This is a genomic window from Variovorax sp. ISS6, from assembly GCF_056523145.1.
In genome coordinates, this window is record NZ_JAWRZC010000001.1 from 4829714 (window position 1) to 4854514 (window position 24801).

General features: G+C 69.9%; 21 protein-coding genes. 7 read left to right on the plus strand and 14 right to left on the minus strand.

What is annotated here, in order from left to right:
* The first annotated feature begins 3 nt into the window (after positions 1-3).
* From hemH to AC1HIL_RS22485, 3 genes are read left to right on the plus strand one after another with little or no spacing between them, the layout of a single operon-like run.
* The gene (hemH, locus tag AC1HIL_RS22475) at positions 4-1026 is read left to right on the plus strand and encodes a ferrochelatase (protein ID WP_479670028.1); all 1023 of its coding nucleotides are present in this window, start codon (positions 4-6) and stop codon (positions 1024-1026) included.
* Positions 1023-1871 carry a class I SAM-dependent methyltransferase gene (locus AC1HIL_RS22480; RefSeq protein WP_479670029.1) on the plus strand — a complete coding sequence of 283 codons (849 nt, stop codon included), beginning with the start codon at positions 1023-1025 and terminating at the stop codon, positions 1869-1871. The genes hemH and AC1HIL_RS22480 overlap by 4 nt, the downstream gene beginning before the upstream one ends.
* The gene (locus tag AC1HIL_RS22485; protein WP_479670030.1) at positions 1868-2980 is read left to right on the plus strand and encodes a hypothetical protein; all 1113 of its coding nucleotides are present in this window, start codon (positions 1868-1870) and stop codon (positions 2978-2980) included. The genes AC1HIL_RS22480 and AC1HIL_RS22485 overlap by 4 nt, the downstream gene beginning before the upstream one ends.
* Positions 2981-2990: 10 nt before the next feature.
* On the opposite strand, the gene AC1HIL_RS22490 is transcribed toward AC1HIL_RS22485, so the two are convergent.
* The 13 genes from AC1HIL_RS22490 to AC1HIL_RS22550 all read right to left on the minus strand — a co-directional run bounded on the left by AC1HIL_RS22490 (position 2991) and on the right by AC1HIL_RS22550 (position 15236).
* On the minus strand, positions 2991-3554 hold the full coding sequence (locus AC1HIL_RS22490; RefSeq protein ID WP_479672431.1) for a thioredoxin family protein: 564 nt from the start codon (positions 3552-3554) through the stop codon (positions 2991-2993).
* Positions 3555-3707: 153 nt separating this feature from the next.
* The gene (locus AC1HIL_RS22495) at positions 3708-4214 is read right to left on the minus strand and encodes a DUF1993 domain-containing protein (RefSeq protein WP_057594301.1); all 507 of its coding nucleotides are present in this window, start codon (positions 4212-4214) and stop codon (positions 3708-3710) included.
* Positions 4215-4281: 67 nt separating this feature from the next.
* Positions 4282-5172 (minus strand): alpha/beta fold hydrolase, encoded by an 891-nt coding sequence (locus AC1HIL_RS22500; RefSeq protein ID WP_479670031.1) that lies wholly within the window; start codon positions 5170-5172, stop codon positions 4282-4284.
* A 21-nt stretch (positions 5173-5193) separates the two neighbouring features.
* Positions 5194-6264, minus strand: a complete 1071-nt coding sequence (locus AC1HIL_RS22505) for a branched-chain amino acid ABC transporter permease (protein ID WP_057594302.1) — start codon at positions 6262-6264, stop codon at positions 5194-5196.
* A 157-nt stretch (positions 6265-6421) separates the two neighbouring features.
* Entirely contained in the window at positions 6422-7402 is a 981-nt protein-coding gene (locus AC1HIL_RS22510) for a branched-chain amino acid ABC transporter permease (protein ID WP_057594303.1), read from the minus strand.
* On the minus strand, positions 7399-8124 hold the full coding sequence (locus tag AC1HIL_RS22515; protein ID WP_479670032.1) for an ABC transporter ATP-binding protein: 726 nt from the start codon (positions 8122-8124) through the stop codon (positions 7399-7401). Before AC1HIL_RS22515 ends, AC1HIL_RS22510 begins: the two co-directional genes overlap by 4 nt.
* Positions 8121-8888 (minus strand): ABC transporter ATP-binding protein, encoded by a 768-nt coding sequence (locus tag AC1HIL_RS22520; RefSeq protein ID WP_208508136.1) that lies wholly within the window; start codon positions 8886-8888, stop codon positions 8121-8123. The genes AC1HIL_RS22515 and AC1HIL_RS22520 overlap by 4 nt, the downstream gene beginning before the upstream one ends.
* 45 nt (positions 8889-8933) lie before the next feature.
* The gene (locus AC1HIL_RS22525; RefSeq protein ID WP_413763340.1) at positions 8934-10391 is read right to left on the minus strand and encodes an extracellular catalytic domain type 2 short-chain-length polyhydroxyalkanoate depolymerase; all 1458 of its coding nucleotides are present in this window, start codon (positions 10389-10391) and stop codon (positions 8934-8936) included.
* A 182-nt stretch (positions 10392-10573) separates the two neighbouring features.
* Positions 10574-11761, minus strand: a complete 1188-nt coding sequence (locus AC1HIL_RS22530) for a substrate-binding domain-containing protein (protein WP_057594307.1) — start codon at positions 11759-11761, stop codon at positions 10574-10576.
* A 144-nt stretch (positions 11762-11905) separates the two neighbouring features.
* Positions 11906-12181 (minus strand): hypothetical protein, encoded by a 276-nt coding sequence (locus tag AC1HIL_RS22535; protein ID WP_479670033.1) that lies wholly within the window; start codon positions 12179-12181, stop codon positions 11906-11908.
* Positions 12178-12510, minus strand: a complete 333-nt coding sequence (locus AC1HIL_RS22540; RefSeq protein WP_057594309.1) for a hypothetical protein — start codon at positions 12508-12510, stop codon at positions 12178-12180. Before AC1HIL_RS22540 ends, AC1HIL_RS22535 begins: the two co-directional genes overlap by 4 nt.
* 49 nt (positions 12511-12559) lie before the next feature.
* Positions 12560-13669: a DUF4272 domain-containing protein gene (locus AC1HIL_RS22545; RefSeq protein WP_479670034.1), complete on the minus strand. Its 1110-nt coding sequence runs from the start codon at positions 13667-13669 to the stop codon at positions 12560-12562.
* 40 nt (positions 13670-13709) lie between these two features.
* Positions 13710-15236: a sigma-54 interaction domain-containing protein gene (locus AC1HIL_RS22550; protein ID WP_479670035.1), complete on the minus strand. Its 1527-nt coding sequence runs from the start codon at positions 15234-15236 to the stop codon at positions 13710-13712.
* A gap of 222 nt (positions 15237-15458) precedes the next feature.
* Here AC1HIL_RS22550 and AC1HIL_RS22555 point away from each other — a divergent pair, with 222 nt between their 5' ends.
* From AC1HIL_RS22555 to AC1HIL_RS22570, 4 genes are read left to right on the plus strand one after another with little or no spacing between them, the layout of a single operon-like run.
* Complete coding sequence (locus tag AC1HIL_RS22555; protein ID WP_479670036.1) at positions 15459-16232, plus strand: CerR family C-terminal domain-containing protein; 774 nt, start codon at positions 15459-15461, stop codon at positions 16230-16232.
* Complete coding sequence (locus tag AC1HIL_RS22560) at positions 16229-17827, plus strand: efflux transporter outer membrane subunit (protein WP_479670037.1); 1599 nt, start codon at positions 16229-16231, stop codon at positions 17825-17827. The genes AC1HIL_RS22555 and AC1HIL_RS22560 overlap by 4 nt, the downstream gene beginning before the upstream one ends.
* Positions 17824-19038 carry an efflux RND transporter periplasmic adaptor subunit gene (locus AC1HIL_RS22565; protein ID WP_479670038.1) on the plus strand — a complete coding sequence of 405 codons (1215 nt, stop codon included), beginning with the start codon at positions 17824-17826 and terminating at the stop codon, positions 19036-19038. The genes AC1HIL_RS22560 and AC1HIL_RS22565 overlap by 4 nt, the downstream gene beginning before the upstream one ends.
* A gap of 21 nt (positions 19039-19059) precedes the next feature.
* Positions 19060-22167 (plus strand): efflux RND transporter permease subunit, encoded by a 3108-nt coding sequence (locus tag AC1HIL_RS22570; RefSeq protein WP_261212746.1) that lies wholly within the window; start codon positions 19060-19062, stop codon positions 22165-22167.
* A 145-nt stretch (positions 22168-22312) separates the two neighbouring features.
* Here AC1HIL_RS22570 and AC1HIL_RS22575 read toward each other — a convergent pair whose 3' ends face one another.
* Positions 22313-24742 carry a TonB-dependent receptor gene (locus AC1HIL_RS22575; RefSeq protein WP_479670039.1) on the minus strand — a complete coding sequence of 810 codons (2430 nt, stop codon included), beginning with the start codon at positions 24740-24742 and terminating at the stop codon, positions 22313-22315.
* Positions 24743-24801: the final 59 nt, after the last annotated feature.

The window sequence follows — 24801 nt, forward strand, 5'->3', positions numbered from 1 at the left end:
CGCATGCCTCCAAGTCCCTCGCTCGCCCCCGGCAACGACCATCGCAGCACCGCCGTCCTCTGGTGCAACCTGGGTTCGCCCGATGCCCCCACCGCCAGCGCCGTGCGCAGCTATCTCGCGGACTTCCTCGGCGATCCGCGCGTGGTCGAGATCCCGCGCCTGCTCTGGCTGCCGATCCTGCACGGCATCATCCTGCGCGTGCGGCCCGCGAAGTCGGCCGCCAAGTACGCGAGCATCTGGCTGCCCGAGGGCTCGCCGCTCAAGGTCTGGAGCGAACGGCAGGCGCAGCGCCTGGGCGACATGCTGGGCCGGCGCGGCCACCGCGTGGCGGTGCGCGATGCGATGCGCTATGCCAATCCCTCGATCGGCGCGCGGCTCGATGCGCTGCAGGCCGAAGGCGTCGAGCGCGTGCTCGTGCTGCAGGGCTACCCGCAGTACTCGGCCACCACCACCGCGAGCGTGATCGATGCCGTCAACGACTGGAGCCGCGCGCAGCGCAGCGTGCCCGAGTTCCGCTTCGTCAACCAGTTCCACGACGACGCCGGCTACATCGAGGCGCTCGCGCGGCGCATCGAGGCGCACTGGCAGGACCAGGGCCGCGGCGAGGTGCTGCTGTTGAGCTTCCACGGCATTCCCGCGCGCAACATCGAGCTCGGCGATCCCTACCAGTCGCAGTGCCTCGAGACCGCGCGCCTGCTCGCCACGCGTCTGGGCCTCGCGCCCGCGCAATACCGCGTGACCTTCCAGTCGCGCTTCGGCAAGGCCAAATGGCTCGAGCCCTATACCGAACCCACGCTGCGCGAACTCGGCGCGGCGGGCGTGAAGCGCGTCGACGTGGCCTGCCCCGGTTTTCCGGCCGACTGCCTCGAAACGCTCGAGGAGATCGCGATGGAAGGCCGCGAGGCCTTCCTGCATGCGGGCGGCCAGCAGTTCAGCTACATCCCCTGCCTCAACGACGACCCGGCCTGGATCGACGCCCTCGCCGACATCGCCGAGCGCCATCTCGCGGGCTGGAGCACGCGATGAAGCCCGAGCTGCACGAGGCCAACCGCCTCTCGTGGAACGCGGCCACGCTCGCGCACAACAGCCACAAGGGCGACCAGGCGGCCTTCTTCCGCGACGGCGGCAGCACCCTGTTCCCCGAGGAGGCCGGCCTGCTCGGCGAGGTGAAGGGCCTGTCGGTGCTGCATCTGCAATGCAATGCCGGGCAGGACAGCCTGAGCATCGCGCGCCTGGGCGCCGAGGTGACGGGCGTCGACATCTCCGACGAGGCCATCGACTTCGCCACCCGGCTCTCGCAGCAGTCGGGCATCGCGGCGCGCTTCGTCCGCTCGGACGTCTATGACTACTTCCGCGACGCGCAGGCACGCGGCGAGCGCCACGACATCGTGTTCTGCTCCTACGGCACGCTGTGCTGGCTCTCCGACATCGCGGCCTGGGCACGCGGCGTGGCGCAGTTGCTCGCGCCCGGCGGCCGCTTCGTCTTCGTCGAGTTCCATCCGTTCGCGCTGGTGTTCGACCCGACCTGGAAGTTCCACTACGACTACTTCAACGACGCCCCCGTGCCCGAGGAAGGCGTGGGCGACTACGTGGCCGCGTCGGGCGACGGCCTCGTGCGCGAAGGCTACGAGCGCGGCGTGGAGAACTTCAGCAACCCGCACCCGAGCTTCGAATTCACCTGGGGCCTGGGCCAGGTGACGACCGCGCTGTCGCAGGCCGGGCTGGTCATCGAGCGGCTCGACGAGTACCCCTACGCCAATGGCTGGAAGCCCTTCGAGGGCATGCGCGACATCGGCGGCCGCCGCATGGCGCCGCCCGAGGGCATGCCACGCATTCCGCTGATGTATTCGATCCGCGCACGCAAGCCATGAAAAATCTTCGCGCCCGTTTCTTCTGGGGCCTGCTGCTGCTGCCCTTCATGACTCCCCCCGCCTTCGCCGAGCTCGTCTTTATTTCCCCAGGTGTATGGGAAGGCACACTCGGCACCAAGGCCATCGTGGCCTGCTTCAACTTCGACTACCCGAGCGGGAGCTATTTCTACAAGCAGTACAAGAAGCCAATTCAGCTGACGCGCAAAGAGCAAGATGGTCTGTGGCACGAGGCAAACGGAACCGGGCTGTGGCTACTCGATCCAGGCCAAGGCACCACGCTTTCCGGCACTTGGAGCAGCGTGAAGGATGCCCTTGTCAAATTGCCGATCAGTCTCAGCCTTGTCGACTCCTCCAAAAGTAAAAGAGCTTGCGGCAGCGAGAGTTACACAAGCCAGATCGAAGCCCCACCGAAGATCGAGATCGGCAAGAAGAAGGAATTCGCCCCCGGCCGCAGCTTCCGCCCGCTGCGTTTCGCGGGACAGGCAACCGTCGAACTCTTCGGCCCCGAACCCACGCTCGCGGCCATCAACCGGGAGCTTCGCCGCGACTTCGACACTGGCAAGGACGCGATCAAGGAGTATTTCGACAAGCGCCGCGAGTTTCTGGGCCGGGTCGGTGTGCCCGCAGAGGACGAGAACACCACCGAGCCCGAATACTGGACCTCGCAGTGGCTCAGCATCCGCAACTACACCTGGGCCGCGGGCACGGGCCGCTCCGGCATCTCCTGGTTCTATCGCACCTGGGACGTTCAGACCGGCAAGCAGGTCGACCTGTGGACATGGTTCGGCTCCCGCAAGGAGTCGTTGCACGTCCCCGGAGCTGGCCCCGTCGTCGCCACCAGCGGCGGCTCGATGACGCCGAAGCTGCGCCGCTTCGTGTTCCGCCACGAGGGCATCGATCCCGGGAAGGTGGAGGAGAACTGCGAGTCCAACTACAAGGAAGACGCCTACTACGACCTCACGCTGGAAGCCAAGGGCATGCGCTTCGCGCAGCCCGACTTCGGCGACGGCTGCGCGATCGAGATCGAAGTGCCCTACGCCGAACTCGGCCCGGTGCTCACGCCGGCGGGAAAGGCGGCGGTGCGGCGCATCCTCGAATCGGCGAAGTAGCGCTGCCGATTCAGGCCGGCTGCCTGCGCGCCAGCAGCGCCTCGATCGCGGCTTCCATCTCGGCGTATTCGCCCTCGCCGAAATGCCGCCGCATCACCTGCCCCTTGGCGTCGACCAGATAGAACGCGGGCCAGTACTGGTTGTCGTAGGCCTTCCAGGTGGCGAAGCCGTTGTCCTGCGCCACCGGGTAGCGGATGCCGAAGCGCTCGATCGCGTCCTGCACGTTGCGCGTCGACTTCTCGTAGGCGAACTCGGGCGAATGCACGCCCACCACCACGAAGCCCTGGTCCTTGTACTTCTCGTACCAGCGCACCACGTGCGGCAAGGTGCGGATGCAGTTGATGCAGGAGTAGGTCCAGAAATCGACCAGCACCACCTTGCCGGCCAGCCCCTGCAGGGTGAGCGGCTCCGAGTTGAGCCACTTGTCGATGCCCGCGAACTCGGGGGCCTTGCCGTAGTCGCGCAGGCCTGGCGACACGGCCAGCGCGCTGCGCACCGGCCATCCGCCGCCCACGGCCGCCACGAACGCGGAAGCGCCGGCGGCCAGCCCCGAGAACGCCCTTCTGGACAACATGTTCATGATCGCGAACCTCGCTCGAATGTCAGACCGTCAGCGGTCAGGCGCGATTGTTCGCGGCACGCGCCGCGCGTGCGCAGGTGTCACGGCAATTTGAAGTTTGTCCCGGCGGCGTGAAGACCAGGGTCAGGGCCGCCGCCCTTCGCGGCCTCAGAACTTGCCGAGATAGTCCATCTTGCCCACGGGCACGCCGGCATTGCGCAGCACGTCGTAGGCGGTGGTGGCGTGGAAGAAGAAGTTGGGCAGCGCGAACTGCAGCAGGTAGCGCTGCGCGGTGAAATGCACCTCGGTGCCGCGCGCGGTGACGACCACCGGGCGGTCCTCGTGGCCATCGATCTGCGCGCGGTCCACGCTCAGGAGGAACTCCTCGGTCTTCGCGATGCGCACCAGCAGTTCGTCGTAGCTCTTCTCCTCGTCGGGGAAGCTGGGCGCGGTCACGCCCGCGATGCGCGCGGTGCCGAGCTTGGAGGCATCGCTCGCGCGCTGCACCTGGCCGGCCAGCGTGAGCATGTCGGGCGCGAGGCGCGCATCGACCAGGGTCGAGGGATCGATGCCGTTGGCCTGCGCATGGGCCAGGCCCTTGCCGAGCACGTGGCGCAGCTGGGCCAGCCCGCGGGTGAAGACCGGCACGGAAATGTCGTACATCGAAAGCGCCATGGTGCGAATGCCTCTGTGTGTTGCTGTGGGGTGATGACCGGCGGCGATTGTGGAGGCCGCCGTTCCCTCAGCGGCCGGCGGCGCGAATAAACCCTTCGATGCACTCCAGTTGTTCGGGCACGTTGAGCGCGGGCGCGTGACCGCAGCCCTGGATCTCGACCACCTCGAGCCGCCCCGCCGCGCCCGGGCCGCGATGCCGCATGGCCTCGACCACCTCGGGCAGCACCAGGTCGGACTCGGCGCCGCGCAGGCACAGCACCGGCGCCTCGACGGCGTCGTAGTGCGGCCAGATCAGGTAGTCGTCCTCGCGCGTGCTGAACTGGCGCACCATGGCCGGGTCGTAGTGCGGCGTGACGCGGCCGTCGGGCAGCCGGCGCTTCGAGGTCTCGGCGAGCCGGCGCCACTGCGCGTCGCTGAGCCAGCCATAGGGCTTGTAGACGCCGCGGAAGAAGGTCTCGAGCTCGCTCACCGTGTCGAAGGCCGGCGGGTTGCCGGCATAGGCGCGGATGCGCTCGATCGCGGCCTGCGCGAGCTCGGGCGCGTTGTCGTTGAGCACCAGGCTCGCGATGCGCGCCTTCATGCGCGGCACGACCAGGCCACCCGCGCAGACCGTGCCGATCGCGCCGCCCATCGAGGTCCCGACCCAGTGCACGCGCTCGAGCTGCAGCTCGTCGCACAGCGCCTCGGCCAGTTGCGCATAGAAGGCGAGCCGGTACTCCTCGTCAGGCAGCGGGCTCCATTCGCTCAGGCCGCGGCCGATGGTGTCGGGGCAGATCACGCGGAAGCCGCGCGCGGCGAAGTGCTCGGCCAGTTCGTCCATGTCGCGGCCGGTGCGCGCCAGGCCGTGCCAGGCGATCAGCACCTGCGGATCGGGCCCGGCCGCGGGCCAGTCGAGCCAGTGGATCTCGCGGCCCGCGAGCCGTGCGTAGTGGGAGGAAGGAACGATGCGGGAAGTCATGGAGTCGCTCATCGCGCGGCCTCACGCGGCATTCGCGCGGCGGGCCCGCAGCTTGCCGACGATGCCGGTGGGGAAGTAATAGACGGACAGCACGAACAGCACGCCGAGCCACAGCAGCCAGCGGTCGGGCGACAGCAGCGCGGCCAGCCACGGCAGGCCGCTCGCGGCCTCGCTGCCCATGCGCAGCAGATCCTGCAGATAGCTCTGCGCGACCACGAACAGCACCGCGCCGATGGCCGCGCCGTAGATCGTGCCCATGCCGCCGATCACCACGATCAGCAGCACGTCGACCATGATCTCGAAGCTCAGCGAGGTGTCGGGGCCGTTGTAGCGCAGCCAGATCGCGAGCATGGCGCCGGCCAGCGTGGCGAACAGCGCCGACAGCACCGCGGCCGTGGTGCGGTAGACCACCACGCGGTAGCCGATCGCCTCGGCGCGGAACTCGTTCTCGCGGATCGCCTGCAGCACGCGGCCGAAGGGCGAATTCACGATGCGCAGCATCGCCAGCACCAGCACCACGGCGGCCACGAACAGCAGGTAGTAGCACAGCAGGCGCCCGTCGAGCGAGACGCCGAGGAAGGGTTCCTCCGCGAACTCGAAGCTCGGCGAGATCAGCTCGGGCAGCTTGAAGGTCAGGCCGTCCTCGCCGCCCGTGAAGTCCGACAACTGCGAAGCCAGGGTCTGGAAGGCCGAGGCCACGGCCAGCGTGATCATCGCGAAGAAGATCGCGCGCACCCGCAGCGAGAACAGGCCGATGGCGAACGAGAGCACCAGCGAGACCGCGAGCGAGGCGCCCAGCCCCACCAGCACCGCGCCCCAGTCGGGCCCGAGCCGCGAGGCCGAGATCGCGATGCCGTAGGCGCCGATGCCGAAGAACATGGTGTGGGCGAAGCTCACGATGCCCGTGTAGCCCAAGAGCAGGTCGAAGCTCGCGACCAGCACCACGAACACCAGGATCTTGGCCGCGACGCTGAGCGCCTTCACGCCCGGGAACAGGAAGGGCGCGAAGGCCAGCGCGAGGAACAGCGCCACCAGCAGCACGGCCAGCAGGCGGCTTCGGGGCATGTCGTTGGAAAGAAGTCGTCTCAGCATGGAAAGGCACCTGAAAGCGGGAACGGGGTCCGTACGCGAAGGACGCGAAGGTTCCGCGAAGGTCGCGAAAGAACAGCCAGAAAAATGATTTGAATTTCCTTTTGCGTCCTTCGCGAAACCTTCGCGTCCTCTGCGTCCGGATGTCCGTATTGGCTGTTCATCGGTTCGCCACCGGGTACACGCCCTGCGGGCGCCACAGCAGCACCGCCACCATCAGGAAGATGCTCGCGAACTGCGTGAGCGTGGGCAGCAGGAAGCCGATGTAGTTGGTCATCAGCCCGACGAGCAGCGCACCGAGCAGCGCGCCGCCGGTGGAGCCGAGGCCGCCGATGATGATGACGATGAAGATCAGCACGTTGACCTGCGCGCCCATCTGCGGCACCAGGTTCTGCTGGAACAGGCCCCACATCACGCCGCCCAGCCCGGCCAGCGCGCTGCCGACCACGAACACGCCGACGAACAGGCGGCCGATGCGGTAGCCGAGCGACTCGACCATCTCGCGGTCCTGCACGCCGGCGCGGATCAGCAGGCCGATCTTGGTGCGGCTCAGGGTCCAGGCCAGCAGGCCGAACACCACCACGCCCACCGCCACCGCGAGCAGCCGGTACTTGCTGATCGCCGCGTCGCCCACCAGCAGCGAGCCGCGCAACGCCTCGGGCAGCGGCAGCGGCACCTGCGCCGGGCCCCAGATCACCTTGATCAGTTCCTCGCCGATGATCATGCCGCCCATCGTGATGAGGATCTGCTTCAGGTGCTGGCCATAGACCGGCCGCACGATGAAGCGCTCGAAGGCCAGGCCGACCGCGCCGGCCACCGCCATCGCGACCAGCATGGCCGGGAAGACCGCCACCAGGTTGCGCCACAGCTCCTGCGAGCCGGTCCAGTCGCCCATCAGGCCGAGCACGCTGCTGGCCACGAAGGCGCCCAGCGCGATGAACACGCCGTGGCCGAAGTTCAGCACGTCCATCAGGCCGAACACCAAGGTGAGGCCCGAGGCGATGATGAAGATGATCATGCCCATCGCGAGGCCCGCGACCGTGAGCGTGAGCCAGGTCGAGAACGAGCCCGTGAGCGGCAGCGCGACCAGCGCGAGGACGGGCACCAGCAGCAGCGGCTTCCAGTCGAATTCGAGTTTCATAGAGCCAATCCCAACAGCGACTGCTGCAGTTGCGCATCGGCCGCGAAGGCCGCCATCGAGCCGTTGTGCACCACGCGGCCGTTGTCCATCACCGCGACCGCATCGCCGAGGCGCAGCGCGAAGTTGATGTTCTGTTCCACCAGCAGGATCGTGACGCCGCTGCGCTTGAGCTCGTCGAAGGCGTCGATCATGTTGTTGATGATGGCCGGCGCGAGGCCCTTGCTGGGCTCGTCGACGATCAGCAGCTCGCGCGGCTCGACGATGGCGCGCGACACGGCCAGCATCTGCTTCTGGCCGCCCGAGAGCTTGCCCGCGGGGTGGTTCCAGAACTTCTCGACCGCGGGGAACAGCTTGAAGATCCACTGCAAACGCGTGTCGTCCATCTGCTGCGCGTTCTTCGCGCCGCGCGCGGCCAGCAGCATGTTCTCCTTCACCGTGAGGTCGGAGAAGATGCCCATGTTCTCGGGCACGTAGGCGATGCCCAGCTCGGCGATCTGCGGCGTGCGCAGGGCCGTGATGTCGCGCTCGCCGAAGCGCACCCTGCCCTGCGACGCATGCCACAGGCCCATGACGGTGCGCAGGGTGGTGGTCTTGCCCGCGCCGTTGCGGCCCAGCAGCATCGTGAGCTGGCCCTTGGGCACGGCGAGGTCGACGCCGTGCAGGATGTGATAGGCCCCGATGTGCGTGTGCACGCCCTCGAGAGTCAGCAGGTTGGTGCTCATGCCGCGGCCTCCTTCGCGATGCCCAGGTAGGCTTCCTGCACCACCGGCGAGGCGATCACGGTGGCCGGATCGCCGTCGGCCACCAGCGTGCCGTTGTGCAGCACGATGATGCGGTCCGCGAGCTCGCGCACCACGTCCATCTTGTGCTCGACCAGCAGGATGGTCTTGCTACGGTCCTGCTTGAGCTGGCGGATCAGGTCGAGGATCACGGGCGCCTCGGCCGCGTTCATGCCGGCCGTGGGCTCGTCGAACATGAAGACCTTGGGCTCGAGCGCCATCAAGAGCGCCACCTCGAGCTTGCGCTGGTCGCCGTGCGGCAGGCTGGCCACGGTGGCATGCTCGCGCGACTTGAGGTTGGTCTGCGCCAGCAGCTCGTCGGCGCGCGCGGTCAGTGCCGCATGGTCGCTCCAGATGCTCCAGAGGTTGAGCCCGCGGCGGTGCGCGCCCTCGCGCGTGGCCTGCACCGCGAGGCGCACGTTCTCCAGCACCGTGAGGTTGGGGAACAGGTTGGTGAGCTGGAAGGCCCGCCCCAGCCCGGCGCGGGTGCGGGCCGACGGCGACAGCCCCGACAGCGGCTGGCCGTCGAGCGACACCGTGCCCGCGCTCGCCTTGAGCTGGCCCGAGATCAGGTTGAAGTAGGTGGTCTTGCCCGCGCCGTTCGGGCCGACGATGGCCGTCAGCGTGCCCGGCGCGAATGCGCAGCTCACGCCGTTGACGGCCACGTGCCCGCCGAAGCGGATGGTCAGATCTCGGGTCTCAAGCATCGTTGGTCATTGCGAAAACGAAAAATCCAGGAAGGTCGACCGGCCTCAACAGCTGCCGATCACGTAGTAGTTGGGGCCGGTCTGCTTCAGCGTGGTGGTCACGTAGATGTTCCACAAGCCCATCGATTGCCCCGAGCCGTAGGCATAGGTCAGGCCCCACAGCGCATAGGCGCGGCCGGCCACGGTGTGGGCGTAGTTGCTCGCGGTGAAGCAGGTGCCGCCTCCGCTGCCGCCCGTGGTGGTGCCGGTGGCCGCGGCCGACATCGCGCCCTCGGCATTGGCCGCGGTGAGGCCGGTCACGGTCCAGCTGTAGCTGGTCGAGGGTGCCAGGCCGGTGTCGGTGTAGCTGGTGCCGGCCACCGGCGAGGCGTTGACCTTGCTGCCGCCGCGGTAGACGTTGTAGCCGCTGGCGCCGGCCACGGCGGTCCAGCCGATGACCATGCTGCTGCTGGTCGCGCCCGAGGTGCCCACGCCGGTGGGCGCGGGCAGCGCGCTGCCGCCCCCGCCGCCGGTCACGCGATCGACCATGGCCTTGACGGCCGCCATCTGCGGGCCGGACTTCTTGGCGTAGTTGACGCTGCCGTAGCCCCACCAGTCCCAGCAGCTGTTGGTGGCCGCTGTGCTGGTCTGCGGATAGACCAGCACGATGTTGTTGGTGTCGGCCCAGCGGTTGTAGCCGGTCTTCTTCACGTACTGGTCGCCCACGTCCGTGTAGTTCTGCTTGCAGCCGTGCAGCACCACGTGCACGCGGCAGCTGTTGCCGCTGCCGGCCGCGCAGGCCGCGGGCGTGTAGAGCCAGCCGGTGGCGGCCATGCCCGAGCCGCCCGAGAACTCGCCCTGGTTGAACTCGGTGAAGCTGCCGCCCAGCGTGCCGTTGTTGCGCGCGTTGAGCGGGCCGTAGAGGTGCTGGAGGATCTCGCCCGCGAGATCGAAGCCGCAGTTGTTGATGTAGGGCGAGGCCGTGGTGGCGCAGGCGCCGCCGAAATCGTCGGTGACCATCGCATGGCCCGCGCCGAGGTTGTTCTTGTAGACCGTGTTGGCCGCCGGCACGAAGCTCTGGTAGTAGGTCTTGAGGTCGTCCATCACCGGCTGCTTGACCGTGTTGTCGGAGGTGCCAGAGAACAGGTAGACCTTCGAGCCCGAGAGGTTCGACACCGGGTCGATCGCGCCGCTGGCGGCCCAGCTGTTGGTGGTGCTCACGAGCGTGGACACCGGGATGCTGCTCGCATGCGTCATGCAGCGGCCGGTGGCGTTGAGCACCGAGCCTTCGGCGCAGTAGTACGGACCGCCGGCCACCACGCCGGCGCCGCGCTTGAAGGTGGCCGAATAGGCCACGTGCAGTTGCACCGCCATGAAGCCGCCGGCCGACAGGCCGGACACGCTGACCTCCGCCGGGTTCGCGCCGAGCGCCGGCAGCGGCACCGCCGCCGCCGCGCCCTGCGCGGCCACCGCCATGGCCGCGGCCATGGCCAATCTCTTCCAGTTCCAATTCATCGCTGGCATCGCTGTCTCCTTCCGTTATGGGTGTAAGAACGCTGCTTGGCTGATCGAGGACTCGGCCGTGGAGCGCGCCGCCCGCGCGGACGCAGGCTGGCGCTTCGCCCGGCGGCCATCCGGGGCGAAAGAGAAAGAAGAAGGTGGGGCGGCGCTCAGGCGCCGCGCCCGGGTGGCGGGAAGCGCCGGACTCAGCGCTTGTTCTTGATGGGAATGTCCATCTCTTCGGGCTTGATCTCGTGCACCAGCTCCGGCACGCCCCAGGCGAAGGCCGGGTCGACCTTGATCTTGAAGTGGTACATCGACTGCATCGCCTGGTGGTCTTCCTTGCGGAAGGTCATCTTGCCCTTGGGCGTGTCGAAGCTCATGCCTTCCATGGTGCTGATGAGCTTGTTGGTGTTGGTGTCGCCGTTGGTCTTCTTGAGCGCCGTCACCACCGCCATCGCGGCCGAGAAGCCGCCGGCCGTGAAGAAGTCCGGCGGCGTCTTGAATTCCTTGTAGTGCGCCGCGACCATCGCCTCGTTCACCGGGTTCTTCGGAATGCCGAAGTAGTAGTAGGCCGCGCCTTCCATGCCCGGCAGCGCCTTGTAGGCCGCCATGGCCGGCAGGATGTTGCCGCCGGTGGCGATCTCGATGCCGTAGCGCTTCAGGTCGAGGTCGACGATCTTGAACGGGTTGCCCGCGCCGGCCCAGACGATCCAGATGATCTTGCGGCCCGGCTGGTCCTTGAGCTTGTCGATCAGGCGCTGGGCGCCGGCCGTGAAGTCGGTGGTGGCGGGCGGCAGGTACTCCTCGTGGACCAGCTTGGCCTTCTTGAGCGCGGCACCGAAGGCCTTCACGCCGTCGCGGCCGAAGGCGTTGTCCTGCGCCAGCGTGGCGACCGTCACGCCGGCCTTGTCGACGGCCACCGCGTTGGAGATCGCGTCCTGGCTCGAATTGCGGCCGGTGCGGAAGATGTACTTGTTCCACTTGTCGCCGGTGATCGAGTCGGCCACGGCGGGCTCGACCAGCAGGATCTTCTTGTACTCCTCGGCCACCGGCAGCATCGCCAGCGCCACGCCCGAGGCGGTCGGGCCGACGGCCAGCGCGGCCTTGTCGTCGGAATAGGCGGCGGCCAGCAGCGACTTGCCGAGGTCGGGCTTGCCCTGGTCGTCCTTCTCGATCACGACCAGCTTCTTGCCCGCGACGGTCATCGTGCCTTCGGTGGCGTAGTTCAGGCCCATCATGAAGCCGGTCTGCGTCTGCTTGCCGTAGGCCTCGAGCGCCCCGGTCTTGCTGTAGATGTGGGCGATGCGGATCTCACCGGACTGGGCCCAGGCGGGTGCGGCGGCGGCGCAGGCGGCGAGCGCGGCCAGGGCGACGAGGTGGCGACGGTTCATTCGTTGTCTCCTGATAAAGATGACTGAATATTGCACACTTCGTGCCATGCGCTAAACCGTTGATTACAAAGGTTTCCTCATTCGAGGAAGGCGCGATTCGGCTGAATTCAGAACAGTTGTCGTGTCTGAATTTCAGGCGACTGTCTATTTTTTAGTCAGGGTTTTCTCGGAGGCCCGGCGCTCCTCGATCCACTGCCTGAACTGCCGCTCGGCCTGCAGCCGGAACTCGTTGCGCGCATGGTTGCAGGCCGCATGGGCCAGCCGCCGGTGCCTGGGCGAGCGCACGCCGCCCAGGGTGGCGTCGACCAGGTGCTCGATGGTGGCCGATTCGGGCCGGCCATGCGGTTCGTCGAAGTCCATCGGCAGGCCGCACCAGTGGCAGTTGGGGCCGAAGGTCGAACGCAGTGCGCGGACGCTCACAGGCTGGCGTACTCGAGGATTTCCTGGCCCATCAGCGTGCAGTCCTTGCCCGCCACGTGATAGATCAGGCGCATGCGGTAGTTGCCCTTGTAGATCGAGCCCCAGACCTCGAGCACGCGGAACTGCTGCGCCTTGTTGGCGGGGTTGCGCAGTGGCGGCAGCTCCTTGACCTCGGAGCCGACGCGGATGCGATCGTCCTCGCCGAAATGGAACACCAAGAGCTTCTTCGCGCGCGCGACCGCCTCGTCGGCACAGGGCGGCGCGGCCAGGGCGGCGCCGGCACAGGCGCACGATGCGGCGAGGACGAGGGAGCGGATCGGTGTCTTCATGGAAGGCTCTGGTGGAAGGCAGGTTCGGAGGTGGGTGGAGGCCGCATTGTCAGGTGGGCGTGTCGACCTCGTCCCACTCGCGGTCCTCGAAGCGCACCAGCCAGTTCAAGGCGCGATGCCGCTCGGCGATCACGCCCGCATCGAGTTCCGGCGGCACGGGGACCTGCTGGAGCCCGGCCTGGCGTACGCGCCAGTGCAGGCGGTAGTGCAGGTCGAGCGCATCGAGGATTTCGCCTTCGCCGCGCATGCGCAGCGAACGCAGCGCGCCCGGCAGGTCGCGGGCTTCCAGCATCGTGCGCGCGGCGAGCGGCACGTCGCAGATCGCGCCAGGAAAAGGCAGCGCATCGACCAGGCCCATCGCCCACTCGAGCAGATACAGGCACTCGTAGCGCCAGCCGAACTGGACGACATCGGACGCCAGCGGTTCGGGGGCCGAGAGGAAAGCCTGCTCCGCCGGCGTGAGGTGCGCCCGTGCGGAAGGCAGCCGCTCGAACAGGTCCTCTGGCGCCAGCGGCTCCTTGCTCGCGAGGGACTCGGCCCGCGCCGATACCGCCAGCAGCGCGAAGGCCCGGCCCGCGATCTCCTGCGGCGCGCGCAGCCGCAGCTCGGGCTCGCAGACCAGCGGCGGCAGGTGCCGCGGGACCTCGATGCCCCGCGCCGCGAGCGCTGCCTCGGTGCGCGCCTTGCGTTCCCAGGCCTCGGCCGGATAGGGCAGCGCGGCTTCGCCATCGGGCTCCTCGCCCGCCGCCGACAAGAGGATGCGCCCCCGGGGATCGCGGATGCTGCCGTCGGGCAGGAACACGATCGCGTTCGCGCGCACGGCCCAGTCCGACAACGCATCGAGCATGCCCTCGTCGAGCGACAGGCTCAGGTGCTGGCGCACGCGCTGGACATGACGCATCACGTGATAGCGGTTGCGCGACATCGTCCCGTCGCCGCGACTCAGCACGTAGCCGACGAAACCGGCCAGGTGGGGCGCGAGTTCGGGGTCCGACAGATCGCGGCGACCCTGCAGGGCATGGGGAAACTCGAGCGCCGGTACATCGGCGCGCGTGCAGTAGGCGTTGACCAGGACCCGCTCGCCCTGCCCGGCCTCCTCGGCGCGGCCTGGCGCCGGCCGGCCCAGCGCCCCCTTCAATCGCGTCAACAAGCCCTTCATCGATGCTCTCCTCCTTCGTGGTCCGCGCTCGGCGCGCGGGTCAATCCGCCTGGTTCGTCATGCGCTCGTACAAGGTCGCGCGCGAGATGCCCAGCAACCGCGAGGTCGCGAGCTTGTTGCCCCCGGTCGCCGCCAGCGCCGCGCCGATCGCGCGGCGCTCGAGCTCGGCCACCTGCTGCGCGAGCGGCCGCAGCAGCGCGGCCTCCTCGTCGGCATCGTGGGCGTCGCGCAGCGCGGCGGGCTGCGCGATCTGCTCGAGGCCGGCTTCGCGCAGGATGCGCTCGAGCTGCGCCGCGTCGATGCGCTGCGAGTCGCTGCGCATGGTCACCTGCTCGAGCACGTTGCGCAGCTCGCGGATGTTGCCGCGCCAGTGCTGGCCGGCCAGCAGCGCGAGCGCATCGGGCGTGAGCTCGGGCGGGGCCTCGCCGCTGCGCAGCGCCATGTCCTCGCCGAGCGCCTCGACCAGCGCCGGGATGTCGGAACGCCGCTCGCGCAGCGGCGGCACGCGCAGCGGCAGCACGTTGAGGCGGTAGTAGAGGTCCTCGCGGAACTGGCCGCGGCGCACCAGCTCGGGCAGGTCGCGCGAGGTGGCGGCGATCACGCGCGCGTCGAAGGGAATCAGCTTGTTCGAACCGAGCGGCTCGATCTCGCCCTCCTGCAGCGCGCGCAGCAGCTTGGCCTGCAGGCCCAGCGGCATGTCGCCGATCTCGTCGAGGAACAGGCTGCCGCCGTCGGCCAGCTTGAACTTGCCCTCGCGCCCGCGCTTGTCGGCGCCGGTGAAGGCACCCGGCGCGACGCCGAAGAACTCGGCCTCGAGCAGGGTGTCGGGCACGGCCGCGATGTTGAGGCTCACGAACTGGCCCCTGGCGCGCGCCGAGGCGGCATGGATCGCATGCGCGAGCAGTTCCTTGCCGGTGCCGGTCTCGCCGAGCAGCAGCACCGGGCTCGCCGACTGCGCCGCGCGGCGCGCATGGCGCTTGACCTCGACCGCGGCCGGGCTGCTGCCGATGAAGCTCGCGAAGGTGTACTTGGAACGCCGCTGGCCCTCGGCCGCCTGCTGGTAGAGCGGGTTGTTGCGCTGGCTCGCGAGCTCGCGCCGCGCATCGTCGAGGTCGCGCTGCAGCAGCGCGAACTTGCTGATCAGCGGCTGCAGCGTGGTCTCGGGCTGGTCGAACAGCACGATGCCGATGGCGCCGATCACCTCGCCCGCGCCGTCGGCGCGCTCCTCGCGCAGCGGGATGCGGCTCACGACGAAGGTGCCGGCCTTGTTGGTCAGCAGGTCGATCAGGATCGGCTCGCCGCTATCGAGCACGCGGCGCATCTGGGTGTTGGGGATCACGTCCTCCACCATGTGGCCGAGGAACTGGTCGATCGACGAGAAGCCCAGCGCGGGCAGGAAGCGCCGGTAGCCTTCGTTGACCCAGACGATGCGCCCGCTGCGGTCGACCAGGAACATGCCCTGGCTCATGCGCGAGAACAGGTGGAACATGGAACGCGCGGCCAGCGCGAGGATGCCGTCGGCATCGAGCGGCAGGGCGGAGGGCGCGGCGGCGGTAGGGGCAGGCATGCGCGGATCGTAGCCTGCATCAATCCGCAACAAATCCGGCATCGCCGGGCGGCGCGGCCGGGTCAGAATGCACGGGCGCCCTTCCCGCCCCCAACGCGTCCCACCCGCGCCCTCGTGTCCGACCGGCCCGCGCCGCTCCTTTCTTCAGGAGGCCTTCAGCATGGGCTCAGGCCGGCCTAAGTTAATCAATCGTTTGATTTCCGGCATGGTGTAATCGCCCGCATGAAGTCCACGGCTCCTCCTTCGACGGTGCCGGCGCGCAAGAACGCCGCGCCCGCCGCGACCCCGCGCGCGCCCCGCAGCGACGGCGCCGAGGCGCGCCAGCGGCTGCTCTACACCGCGCTGCGGCTGTTCGCGCAGAAGGGCTTCGCCAAGACCTCCACGCGCGAGATCGTGCGCGAGGCCGGGGTCAACATCTCGGCCATCAGCTACTACTTCGGCGACAAGGCCGGCCTCTACGCCGCCACCTTCAGCGAGCCCATGGGCGGCAACGCGGGCGACTTCGTGGCGCTCTACGCCGCGCCCGGCCTGTCGCTGGAGGAATCGCTGCGCATCTTCTTCGCCAAGATGGTCGAGCCCTTCGACCAGGGCGAGGTGGTGCGCCAGTGCATCCACCTGCACATGCGCGAGATGCTCGAGCCCACCAGCCTGTGGGCCAAGGAGCTCGAGCGCGACATCAAGGACCCGCACCGCGCGATCGCGGCGATGCTGTGCCGCCATCTCGGCGTGGCGCGCGCCGACGACGACATCCACCGGCTGACCTTCGCGATCACGGGCCTCGCGATGCAGCTGTTCGTGAGCCAGGACGTGATCGAGGCGATCCGTCCCGCGCTGCTGCGCACGCCGCGCGCCGTCGACACCTGGGCCCGGCGCCTCGCCGGCTATGCGGTGGCGCTGGTCGAGGCCGAGGCGCGGCGCCGCGCCGCCGAACCGGTGCCGCCCGCGCGCGCGCGGGCGCCCCGCCCTCCATCCCGCTCCGGGAGAAAGACAGCATGAGACGAGTTCCAAGACCGATCGCCATCCTCTGCCTCAAGGCAGGCCTCGGGCTCGGCCTGGCCACCGGCCTCGCCGGTTGCGGCCTGACCCGGCCGCCCGCCGCGGTCGGCGCGCCCGCCCCCGCGCAATGGCATGCGCCGTTGCCGCACGGCGGCTCGCTCGCCCAGTTGGCCGAATGGTGGCGCCAGCTCGACGATCCGCTGCTGGTCGACCTGATCGCGGCCGCCGAGGGCGCGAGCCCCAACGTGGCGAGCGCCGCGGCGCGGCTGGCCGAGGCGCGCTCGACCCGCGTGCAGGCCGGCGCCGCGCTGCTGCCCAGCCTCGATGCGACCGGCTCGGCGAGCCGGGGCACCGCGGGGCTGACGGGCGGCACGCCATCGGGAAGCAGCGGCGGCGCCGGCTCGGGCTCGGGCAGCACCTCGGCCACCACGCCGATCACCACGCTGCAGGCCGGCCTGCAGACCAAGTGGGAGATCGACCTGTTCGGCCGCCTGCGCGCCGACCGCGACGCGGCCGTGCAGCGCGAGCGCAGCGCCGATGCCAAGTGGCACGAGGCGCGCGTCTCGGTCGCGGCCGAGACCGCCAACGCCTACTTCGCCGAGCGCGCCTGCCAGCAGCAGCTGCGCGTGGCCGAATCCGACACCCGCTCGCGCGGCGAGACCGCGCGCCTGACCGACCTGTCGATGCGCGCCGGCTTCACCGCGCCGGCCGACGCCGCGCTCGCGCGCGCCAGCGCCTCCGACGCCTCGGGCCGGCTGACGCAGCAGCGCGCCCAGTGCGCGGTGCAGCGCAAGGCGCTGGTGGCGCTCACGGGCATCGCCGAGACCGAGCTCGAGACCCGGCTCGCCGCGGCACCCGCGCAGCGCGCGCTGCCCGCCGTGGGCCGCATCGACAGCGTGCCGGCCAACGCCATCGCCCAGCGGCCCGACGTCTACGCGGCCGAGCTCGGCGTGGCCGCGGCCAGCGCCGACGTGGGCTCGGCCGAGGCCGAGCGTTATCCCCGGCTCACCATCTCCGGCAACATCGGCCGCACGGGCTTTCGCGTCAGCGGCTTCCGCGAATCGATCGAGACCTGGACCGTCGGCCCGGTGGCGCTCACCGTGCCGCTGCTCGACGGCGGCGCGCGCGCGGCCAATGCCGACGCGGCCAAGGCGCGCTACACCGAAGCCGTCTCGCTCTACCGCGCCAACGTGCGCCAGGCGGTGCGCGAGGTCGAGGAGGCGCTGGTCAACCTCGACGCCACCGATGCGCGCACCGGCGACGCCGACACCGCGGTGCAGAACTACCAGGCCTCGTTCAATGCCACGCAGGCGCGCTTCGACAGCGGCCTGGCGAGCCTGTTCGAGCTCGAGGATGCGCGCCGCACGCTGTTCAGCGCGCAGACCGCGCGCGTCTCGCTGCAGCGCGAGCGCGCCGAGGCCTGGGTCGCGCTGTACCGCTCCATGGGCGGCGGCTGGACCCGCCCGGGCACCGCGGCAGCCGCCGCCGAAGCCGCGCCGAAGCGCCCCCCCGTGACCATCATCACCACGCCGGGCCGCACCCTCACCATCCACCGCTCTTCCACCCCGGCCGCCAAGGTCGCGACGTCGCCATGAAAAGCCCCTCCCGCACCACCCTCATCGTCGTCCTGGTCGTCGTCGCCGCCGTCGCCGTCGCCGGGGCACTGTTCCTGTTCGGCCGCGGCAAGCCCGCCGACGCACCGGCGCCGCAAGGCCGGCAAACGCCCGCCAAGGACGGCAAGGCCGCCGCGTCGCGCCCCGTGCTCACGGTCACCATCGGCCAGCCCGAGGCCACCGAGCTCGCGGTGACGCTCGCGGCCAACGGCAACGTCGCGGCCTGGCAGGAGGCCAGCGTGGGCTCCGAGTCGAACGGCCTGCGGCTGGCCGAGGTGCGCGTCAACGTCGGCGACGCGGTGAAGAAGGGCCAGGTGCTCGCCACCTTCTCGCCCGAGACGGTGCAGGCCGACATCGCGCAGGCCAAGGCCTCGCTGGCCGAGGCCCGCGCCACCGCGGCCGACGCGGCAGGCAACGCGGCGCGCGCACGCACCCTGCAGGCCACGGGCGCGCTGAGCCAGCAGCAGATCAACCAGTACCAGACCAGCGAGCAGACCGCGAAGGCGCGCGTCGAGGCCGCCGAGGCGGTGCTCGCGGCGCAGCAGGTGCGCGGGCGCAACACGCAGGTGCTGGCGCCCGACGACGGCGTGATCTCCGCGCGCAGCGCCACCGTGGGCAGCGTGGTGGCCGCGGGCACCGAGCTGTTCCGGCTGATCCGCCAGGGCCGGCTCGAATGGCGCGCCGAGGTCACCTCGGCCGAGATCGCGCGCATCGCGCTCGGCACGCCGGTGTTCGTGGTGGGCGCCAGCGGCGCGCAGGTGCAGGGCAAGGTGCGCAGCATCGCGCCCACGGTCGATCCGCAGACGCGCGCGGCGCTGATCTACGTCGACCTGCCGCCGGTGCAGCAGAACACCGGCATCAAGGCCGGCATGTTCGCGCGCGGCGACTTCGAACTCGGCCGCAGCAGCGCGCCCACGGTGCCGCAGAGCGCGATCGTGCCGCGCGACGGCTTCAACAACCTGTTCCTGCTGAAGGAGGACAACCGCGTCTCGCAGCTCAAGGTGCAGACCGGCCGCCGCGTGGGCGACCGCGTGGAGATCACGAGCGCGCTGCCGCAGGGCGCGCGCATGGTGGTCCAGGGCGCGGGCTTCCTCAACGACGGCGACCTGGTGAAGGTGGTCGATGCCGCAGCGACCGCCCCGGCCGCCGCCGCATCGGCACCGGCCGCGCCGTCCGCCGGCAACGGCAAGTAAGCCAGCCCCGGAGAAACCGCCATGAACGTTTCCGCCTGGTCCATCCGCAACCCCATCGCGGCGGTGATGCTGTTCGTGCTGCTCACCTTCGGCGGGCTTTTGTCCTTCAACGCGATGAAGGTGCAGAACTTCCCCGACATCGACCTGCCGACCGTCACCGTCTCGGCCTCGCTGCCGGGCGCCGCGCCCTCGCAGCTCGAGAACGACGTCGCGCGCAAGATCGAGAACTCGATCGCCACCGTGCAGGGCCTCAAGCACATCACGACCAAGGTGCAGGACGGCGCGGTCACGCTGATCGTCGAGTTCCGGCTCGAGAAGCCGGTGCAGGAGGCCGTGGACGACGTGCGCTCGGCGGTGCAGAAGGTGCGCGCCGACCTGCCGGCCGACGTGCGCGACCCGGTCATCACCAAGCTCGACTTCGCGGCCCAGCCGGTGCTGGCCTTCACCATCGCCTCGAGCCACATGGACGCCGAGGCGCTGTCGTGGTTCGTCGACAACGACGTGAGCAAGAAGCTGCTGGCGCAGCCCGGCGTGGGCGCGGTCTCGCGCGTGGGCGGCGTCACGCGCCAGGTGCACGTGGACATCGATCCCAACAAGCTGCAGGCGCTCGGCGCCACCGCCGCCGACATCTCGCGCCAGCTGCGCCAGGTGCAGGTGGAGAGCGCGGGCGGCCGCTTCGACCTCTCGGGCAGCGAGCAACCGGTGCGCACGCTCGCCACCGTGACCTCGGCCGACCAGCTCAACGCGATGCAGATCGCGCTGTCGGACGGCCGGCGCGTGCGCCTGGACCAGGTGGCGCGCATCAGCGACACCATCGCCGAGCCGCGCGCGGCCGCGCTGCTCGACGGCAAGCCGGTGGTGGGCTTCGAGGTGGCGCGCAGCCGCGGCGCCAGCGAGGTGGAGGTGGGCGCGCTGGTGCACAAGGCGCTCGACGAGCTCAAGGCCCAGCGCCCCGACATCGAGCTCACCGAGGCCTTCAACTTCGTGGAGCCGGTGCAGGAGGAATACGACGGCTCGCTGCACCTGCTGTACGAAGGCGCCATCCTCGCGGTGCTGGTGGTGTGGCTGTTCCTGCGCGACATGCGCGCCACCTTCGTCTCGGCCGTGGCGCTGCCGATGTCGGCCATCCCGGCCTTCATCGGCATGCACCTGCTGGGCTTCTCGATCAACGTGGTGTCGCTCTTGGCGCTGTCGCTGGTGATCGGCATCCTGGTCGACGACGCGATCGTGGAGGTCGAGAACATCGTGCGCCACCTGCGCATGGGCAAGTCGCCCTACGACGCGGCGATGGAGGCGGCCGACGAGATCGGGCTGGCGGTGATCGCCACCACCTTCACGCTGATCGCGGTGTTCCTGCCCACGGCCTTCATGAGCGGCGTGGCCGGCAAGTTCTTCAAGCAGTTCGGCTGGACCGCTTCGCTCGCGGTGTTCGCCTCGCTGGTGGTGGCGCGGGTGCTCACGCCGATGATGGCGGCCTACCTGCTCAAGCCCATCGTCGACCAGGAGAAGGAGCCGCGCTGGCTGTCGGTCTACATGCGCTGGGTCACCTGGTGCATGACGCACCGCTTCAAGACCATGGTGCTGGCCACCCTGTTCTTCTTCGGCTCGCTGGCGATGATCCCGCTGCTGAAGACCGGCTTCATCCCGCCCGACGACAACTCGCAGACCCAGGTCTACCTCTCGCTCGCGCCCGGCGCCACGCTGGCGCAGACGCAGGCCACGGCCGAGGAGACGCGCCACCGGCTGATGAAGATCCGCCATGTGCGCAGCGTCTACACCACCGTGGGCGGCGGCAGCGCGGGCGGCGATCCGTTCGCGAACTTCGGCACGCCCGAGACGCGCAAGGCCACGCTGACGGTGAAGCTCGACCCGCGCGGCGACCGGCCGCGCAAGCAGGTGATCGAGAACGAGATCCGCCGCGCCCTCGAGACCCTGCCCGGCGTGCGCAGCACGGTGGGCCTGGGCGGCTCGGGCGAGAAGTACATCCTCTCGCTGTCGGGCGACGACCCGGCCACGCTGGTGAGCGCCGCGCGCGACGTGGAGCGCGACCTGCGCACCATCCCCGGCCTGGGCAACATCACCTCGACCGCGAGCCTGATCCGGCCCGAGATCGCCGTGCGCCCCGACTTCGCGCGCGCCGCCGACCTGGGCGTGACCAGCAGCGCCATCGCCGAGACGCTGCGCGTGGCCACCCTGGGCGACTACGACCAGTCGCTGCCCAAGCTCAACCTCGCGCAGCGCCAGGTGCCGATCCTGGTGAAGCTCGAGGACAGCGCGCGGCAGGACCTGGCGCTGCTCGAACGGCTGACCGTGCCCGGCAGCCGCGGCCCGGTGATGCTGGGCCAGGTGGCGCAGCTCACGGTCGAGGGCGGCCCGGCCGTGATCGACCGCTACGACCGCTCGCGCAACGTCAACTTCGAGATCGAGCTCTCCTCGGTCGGCCTGGGCGACGCCAAGAACGCCGCGATGGCCCTGCCCTCGATCCGCAACCTGCCGCCGGGCGTGCGCGTGACCGAGGTCGGCGACGCCGAGGTGATGACCGAGCTGTTCAACAGCTTCGGCCTGGCGATGCTGACCGGCGTGCTGTGCATCTACATCGTGCTGGTGCTGCTGTTCAAGGACTTCCTGCACCCGGTGACCATCCTGTGCGCGCTGCCGCTCGCGCTGGGCGGCGCCTTCGTCGGCCTGCTGCTGGGGCAGAAGGCGCTGTCGATGCCCTCGCTGATCGGCCTGATCATGCTGATGGGCATCGCGACCAAGAACTCGATCCTGCTGGTGGAGTACGCGATCGTGGCGCGCCGCGACCATGGCATGAACCGCTGGGAGGCGCTGCTCGATGCCTGCCACAAGCGCGCGCGGCCGATCATCATGACCACCCTGGCCATGGGCGCCGGCATGGCGCCGATCGCCTTCGGCTGGAGCGCCGCCGACTCGAGCTTCCGCTCGCCGATGGCGATGGCGGTGATCGGCGGGCTGATCACCTCGACGGTGCTAAGCCTGCTGGTGGTGCCGGCCGTGTTCACCTACGTCGACGACATCGAGCACTGGATCCGGCGCACGGTGCGCAGGCTGCGCGGGCAGCCGCCGGATCCGCACATCGACGACGACCTGAAGGTTCAGCAGCACTGAATACGGGAACCGGACGCAGAGGACGCGAAGGTTCCGCGAAGGGCGCGAAAGAAATCCAGAAATGCTTTGGGTGTTCTTTCGCGCCCTTCGCGTGATCTTCGCGTCCTTCGCGTCCGGATACCCGAATTGAAGAACTCCAACGCCCTCAGAAATCGAAGCTCGCCTGCACCTGCCAGGTCCGCGGCGGCGCCACCGAGATGAAGTTGCGCCCCGCGATGGTCCAGTAGTTGTCGTCGAGCAGGTTCGAGATGCCGGCGCGCAGGGTGGTGGCCACGCCGTTCACGCGCGTGGCGTAGCGCGCGCCGATGTCGATGCGCTTCCACGAGGGCACGCGCTGCGTGTTGGCGAGGTCGACCCAGGCGCTGTCGGTATAGATGTAGCGGCCGGTCAGCGTGAGGCCGGGCACGGCCGGCACGTCGTACTCCAGGCCGAGGTTGGCGGTGAACTCGGGCACGCCGATGGCCTTCCTGCCGTCGCTCGCGCCGCCCGCGGTCTTCGACATGCGCGCGTCGATCCAGGCCACGCCGCCCAGCAGGCGCAGGCCCTTGCCGATCTCGCCGAAGCTTTCGATCTCCACGCCCTTGTTGCGCTGCAGGCCGGCGGCGCGGAAGAAGTTGTCGCTGTCGACGAAGGCCGTGGCCTTGCGGATGTCGAAGTACGCGACGGTGAGGCCATGGCTGCCGCGGTCCCACTTGAGGCCGAACTCGTGCTGGCGCGACAGATAGGGCGCGAGCTGCTCGCCCGCGTTGCGCGCGCCGGCCGGCGCCACCGCGCCCTGGGCCAGCGATTCGGCGTAGTTGCCGTAGACCGAGATGCCGTTGTCGAACTTGTAGAGCGCGGCCACCGTGGGCGTGGTCTTCGACTGGTCGTAGGGCAGCTTCCTGATGCGCTGGTGGCGCGCGCCCAGCGTGACGAACAGGCGCTCGTCGAAGGCCGAGATCGTGTCGGCCACCGCGAGGCTGTCGAGGTCGAGCGCCGGGCTGTCGACGCCCTGCACCACCGGCACGCCGAAAGCGAAGGGATTCGGCACCAGGTTCGGCGTGTAGATGCTGCCGACCACGCGCTGGGGCAGCGGCAGCGACTGCGAACGCATGTCGAGCAGCTGCTGGCGCTGCGACACGGCGCTGAGCGCGAGCTTGTGCTTGGTCGCCCCGAGCGAGAAGCTGCCGCGCACGCCGACGTCGGCCACCTGGTTGGACTGCGTCCACAGCAGGCTCGAGGCGCTGCTGTAGCTGACCTGGCCCAGGCCGTTGATGGTGGTCTGGTCGATGTAGCGGCGCTCGGGCGCGGTCTCGCGCAACTTGCCGAAGCGCGCATAGGCGGTCCAGTTGTCCGCGAAGTCCCACTCGGCGCTCAGCAGCGCGAAGGGCTGGCGCACCTCGAGCATCTCCCACGAGGGCTTGGGATGCACCTTGGGATCGGGCGGCGGCGGCAGCGCGGCACCGGCCTGCAGCAGCCAGTGGTTGAACAGCGGCGACGAGGTGCGCCGCGTGTAGCCGGCATCGAGCACGGCACGGAAGCGGTCGCCGCGGTAGTCGAGCGCGATCTGCGCCGCGGCCAGGCGCCGGTCGGCGCCGTCGTAGACCCGGCCGTCCTCGGCACTGAGGTTGATGCGCGCGCCGAACTGGTGGTCGGCGCCGAAGCGCTGGCCCAGGTCGACATGGGTGCCGAGCAGCGAGCGCTGGTTGGCCGACAGCGTGATCGAGCGCACCGGCGTGTCGGTGGCGCGCTTGGGCACCAGGTTGAAGCTGCCGCCGGTGGTGCTGCCGTAGCCCGAGGCACCGACCAGCCCGGCCGCGGGCCCCTTGAGCACCTCGAGGCGCTCGTAGTGCTGGATCGGGATGTTGCTGTACGCGAACAGGCCCTCGAGGCCGTCGAACAGGTAGGCGTCGCTGTTGGTGAGGAAGCCGCGGATCGAGCTCTGGTCGAGCGGCGAGGTGGCCGACAGGCTGGTGCGGATCGAGGGATCGTTGGCCACCATGTCGTTGACGTTGCGCGCGCCCTGGTTGCGGATCAGCTCGGCCGTGTAGGCCTTGGTGCTGAACGGCGTCTCGAAGATGTCGGCCGTGCCCAGCATGCCGAGCCGGCCGCCGCGCGCCACCTGCCCGCCCGCGTAGGGCGCCGCGAGCACGTCGGCCGCGGGGCCGGCGGCCGTGACCGTCACCGGCGCCAGCGCCGCGCCGCCGGCGCCGGGGACCACGGGCGCGCGCGTCTCCACCCGGCGCAGCGAGAAGCCGCCGCCCTGGCGCGGCACGGCCTCGAGCGCGCTGCCGGCCAGCAGCGCGGCCAGGCCGCTGGCGATGCCGTGGCGGCCCTCGAGCCCGCGCGTGACGGCGCCCGCGACCAGCGCCGGGTCGTAGCTGAGGTTGACGCCCGCGCTGCGCGCGAAGCGGTCGAGCGCGGCATCGAGCGGACCGGCGGGCACGCTGAAGCTGCGGATCTCGTCGGGCGCCTGCGCGCGCGCCGCCTCGGGCAGCGCGGCGGCGGCGAACGCGCCGAGGGCCAGCGCGGCATGCAGCGCCGTGTGCAGCGCGAAGGTCGGCGCGCCGGCGGCGCGGAATCGGGAAAGGCTCATGGGTCTGGACAGGCTCGAAGGATGGAAGGCGCTCGTCGCCGAGCGGGTTCATCCAGGAG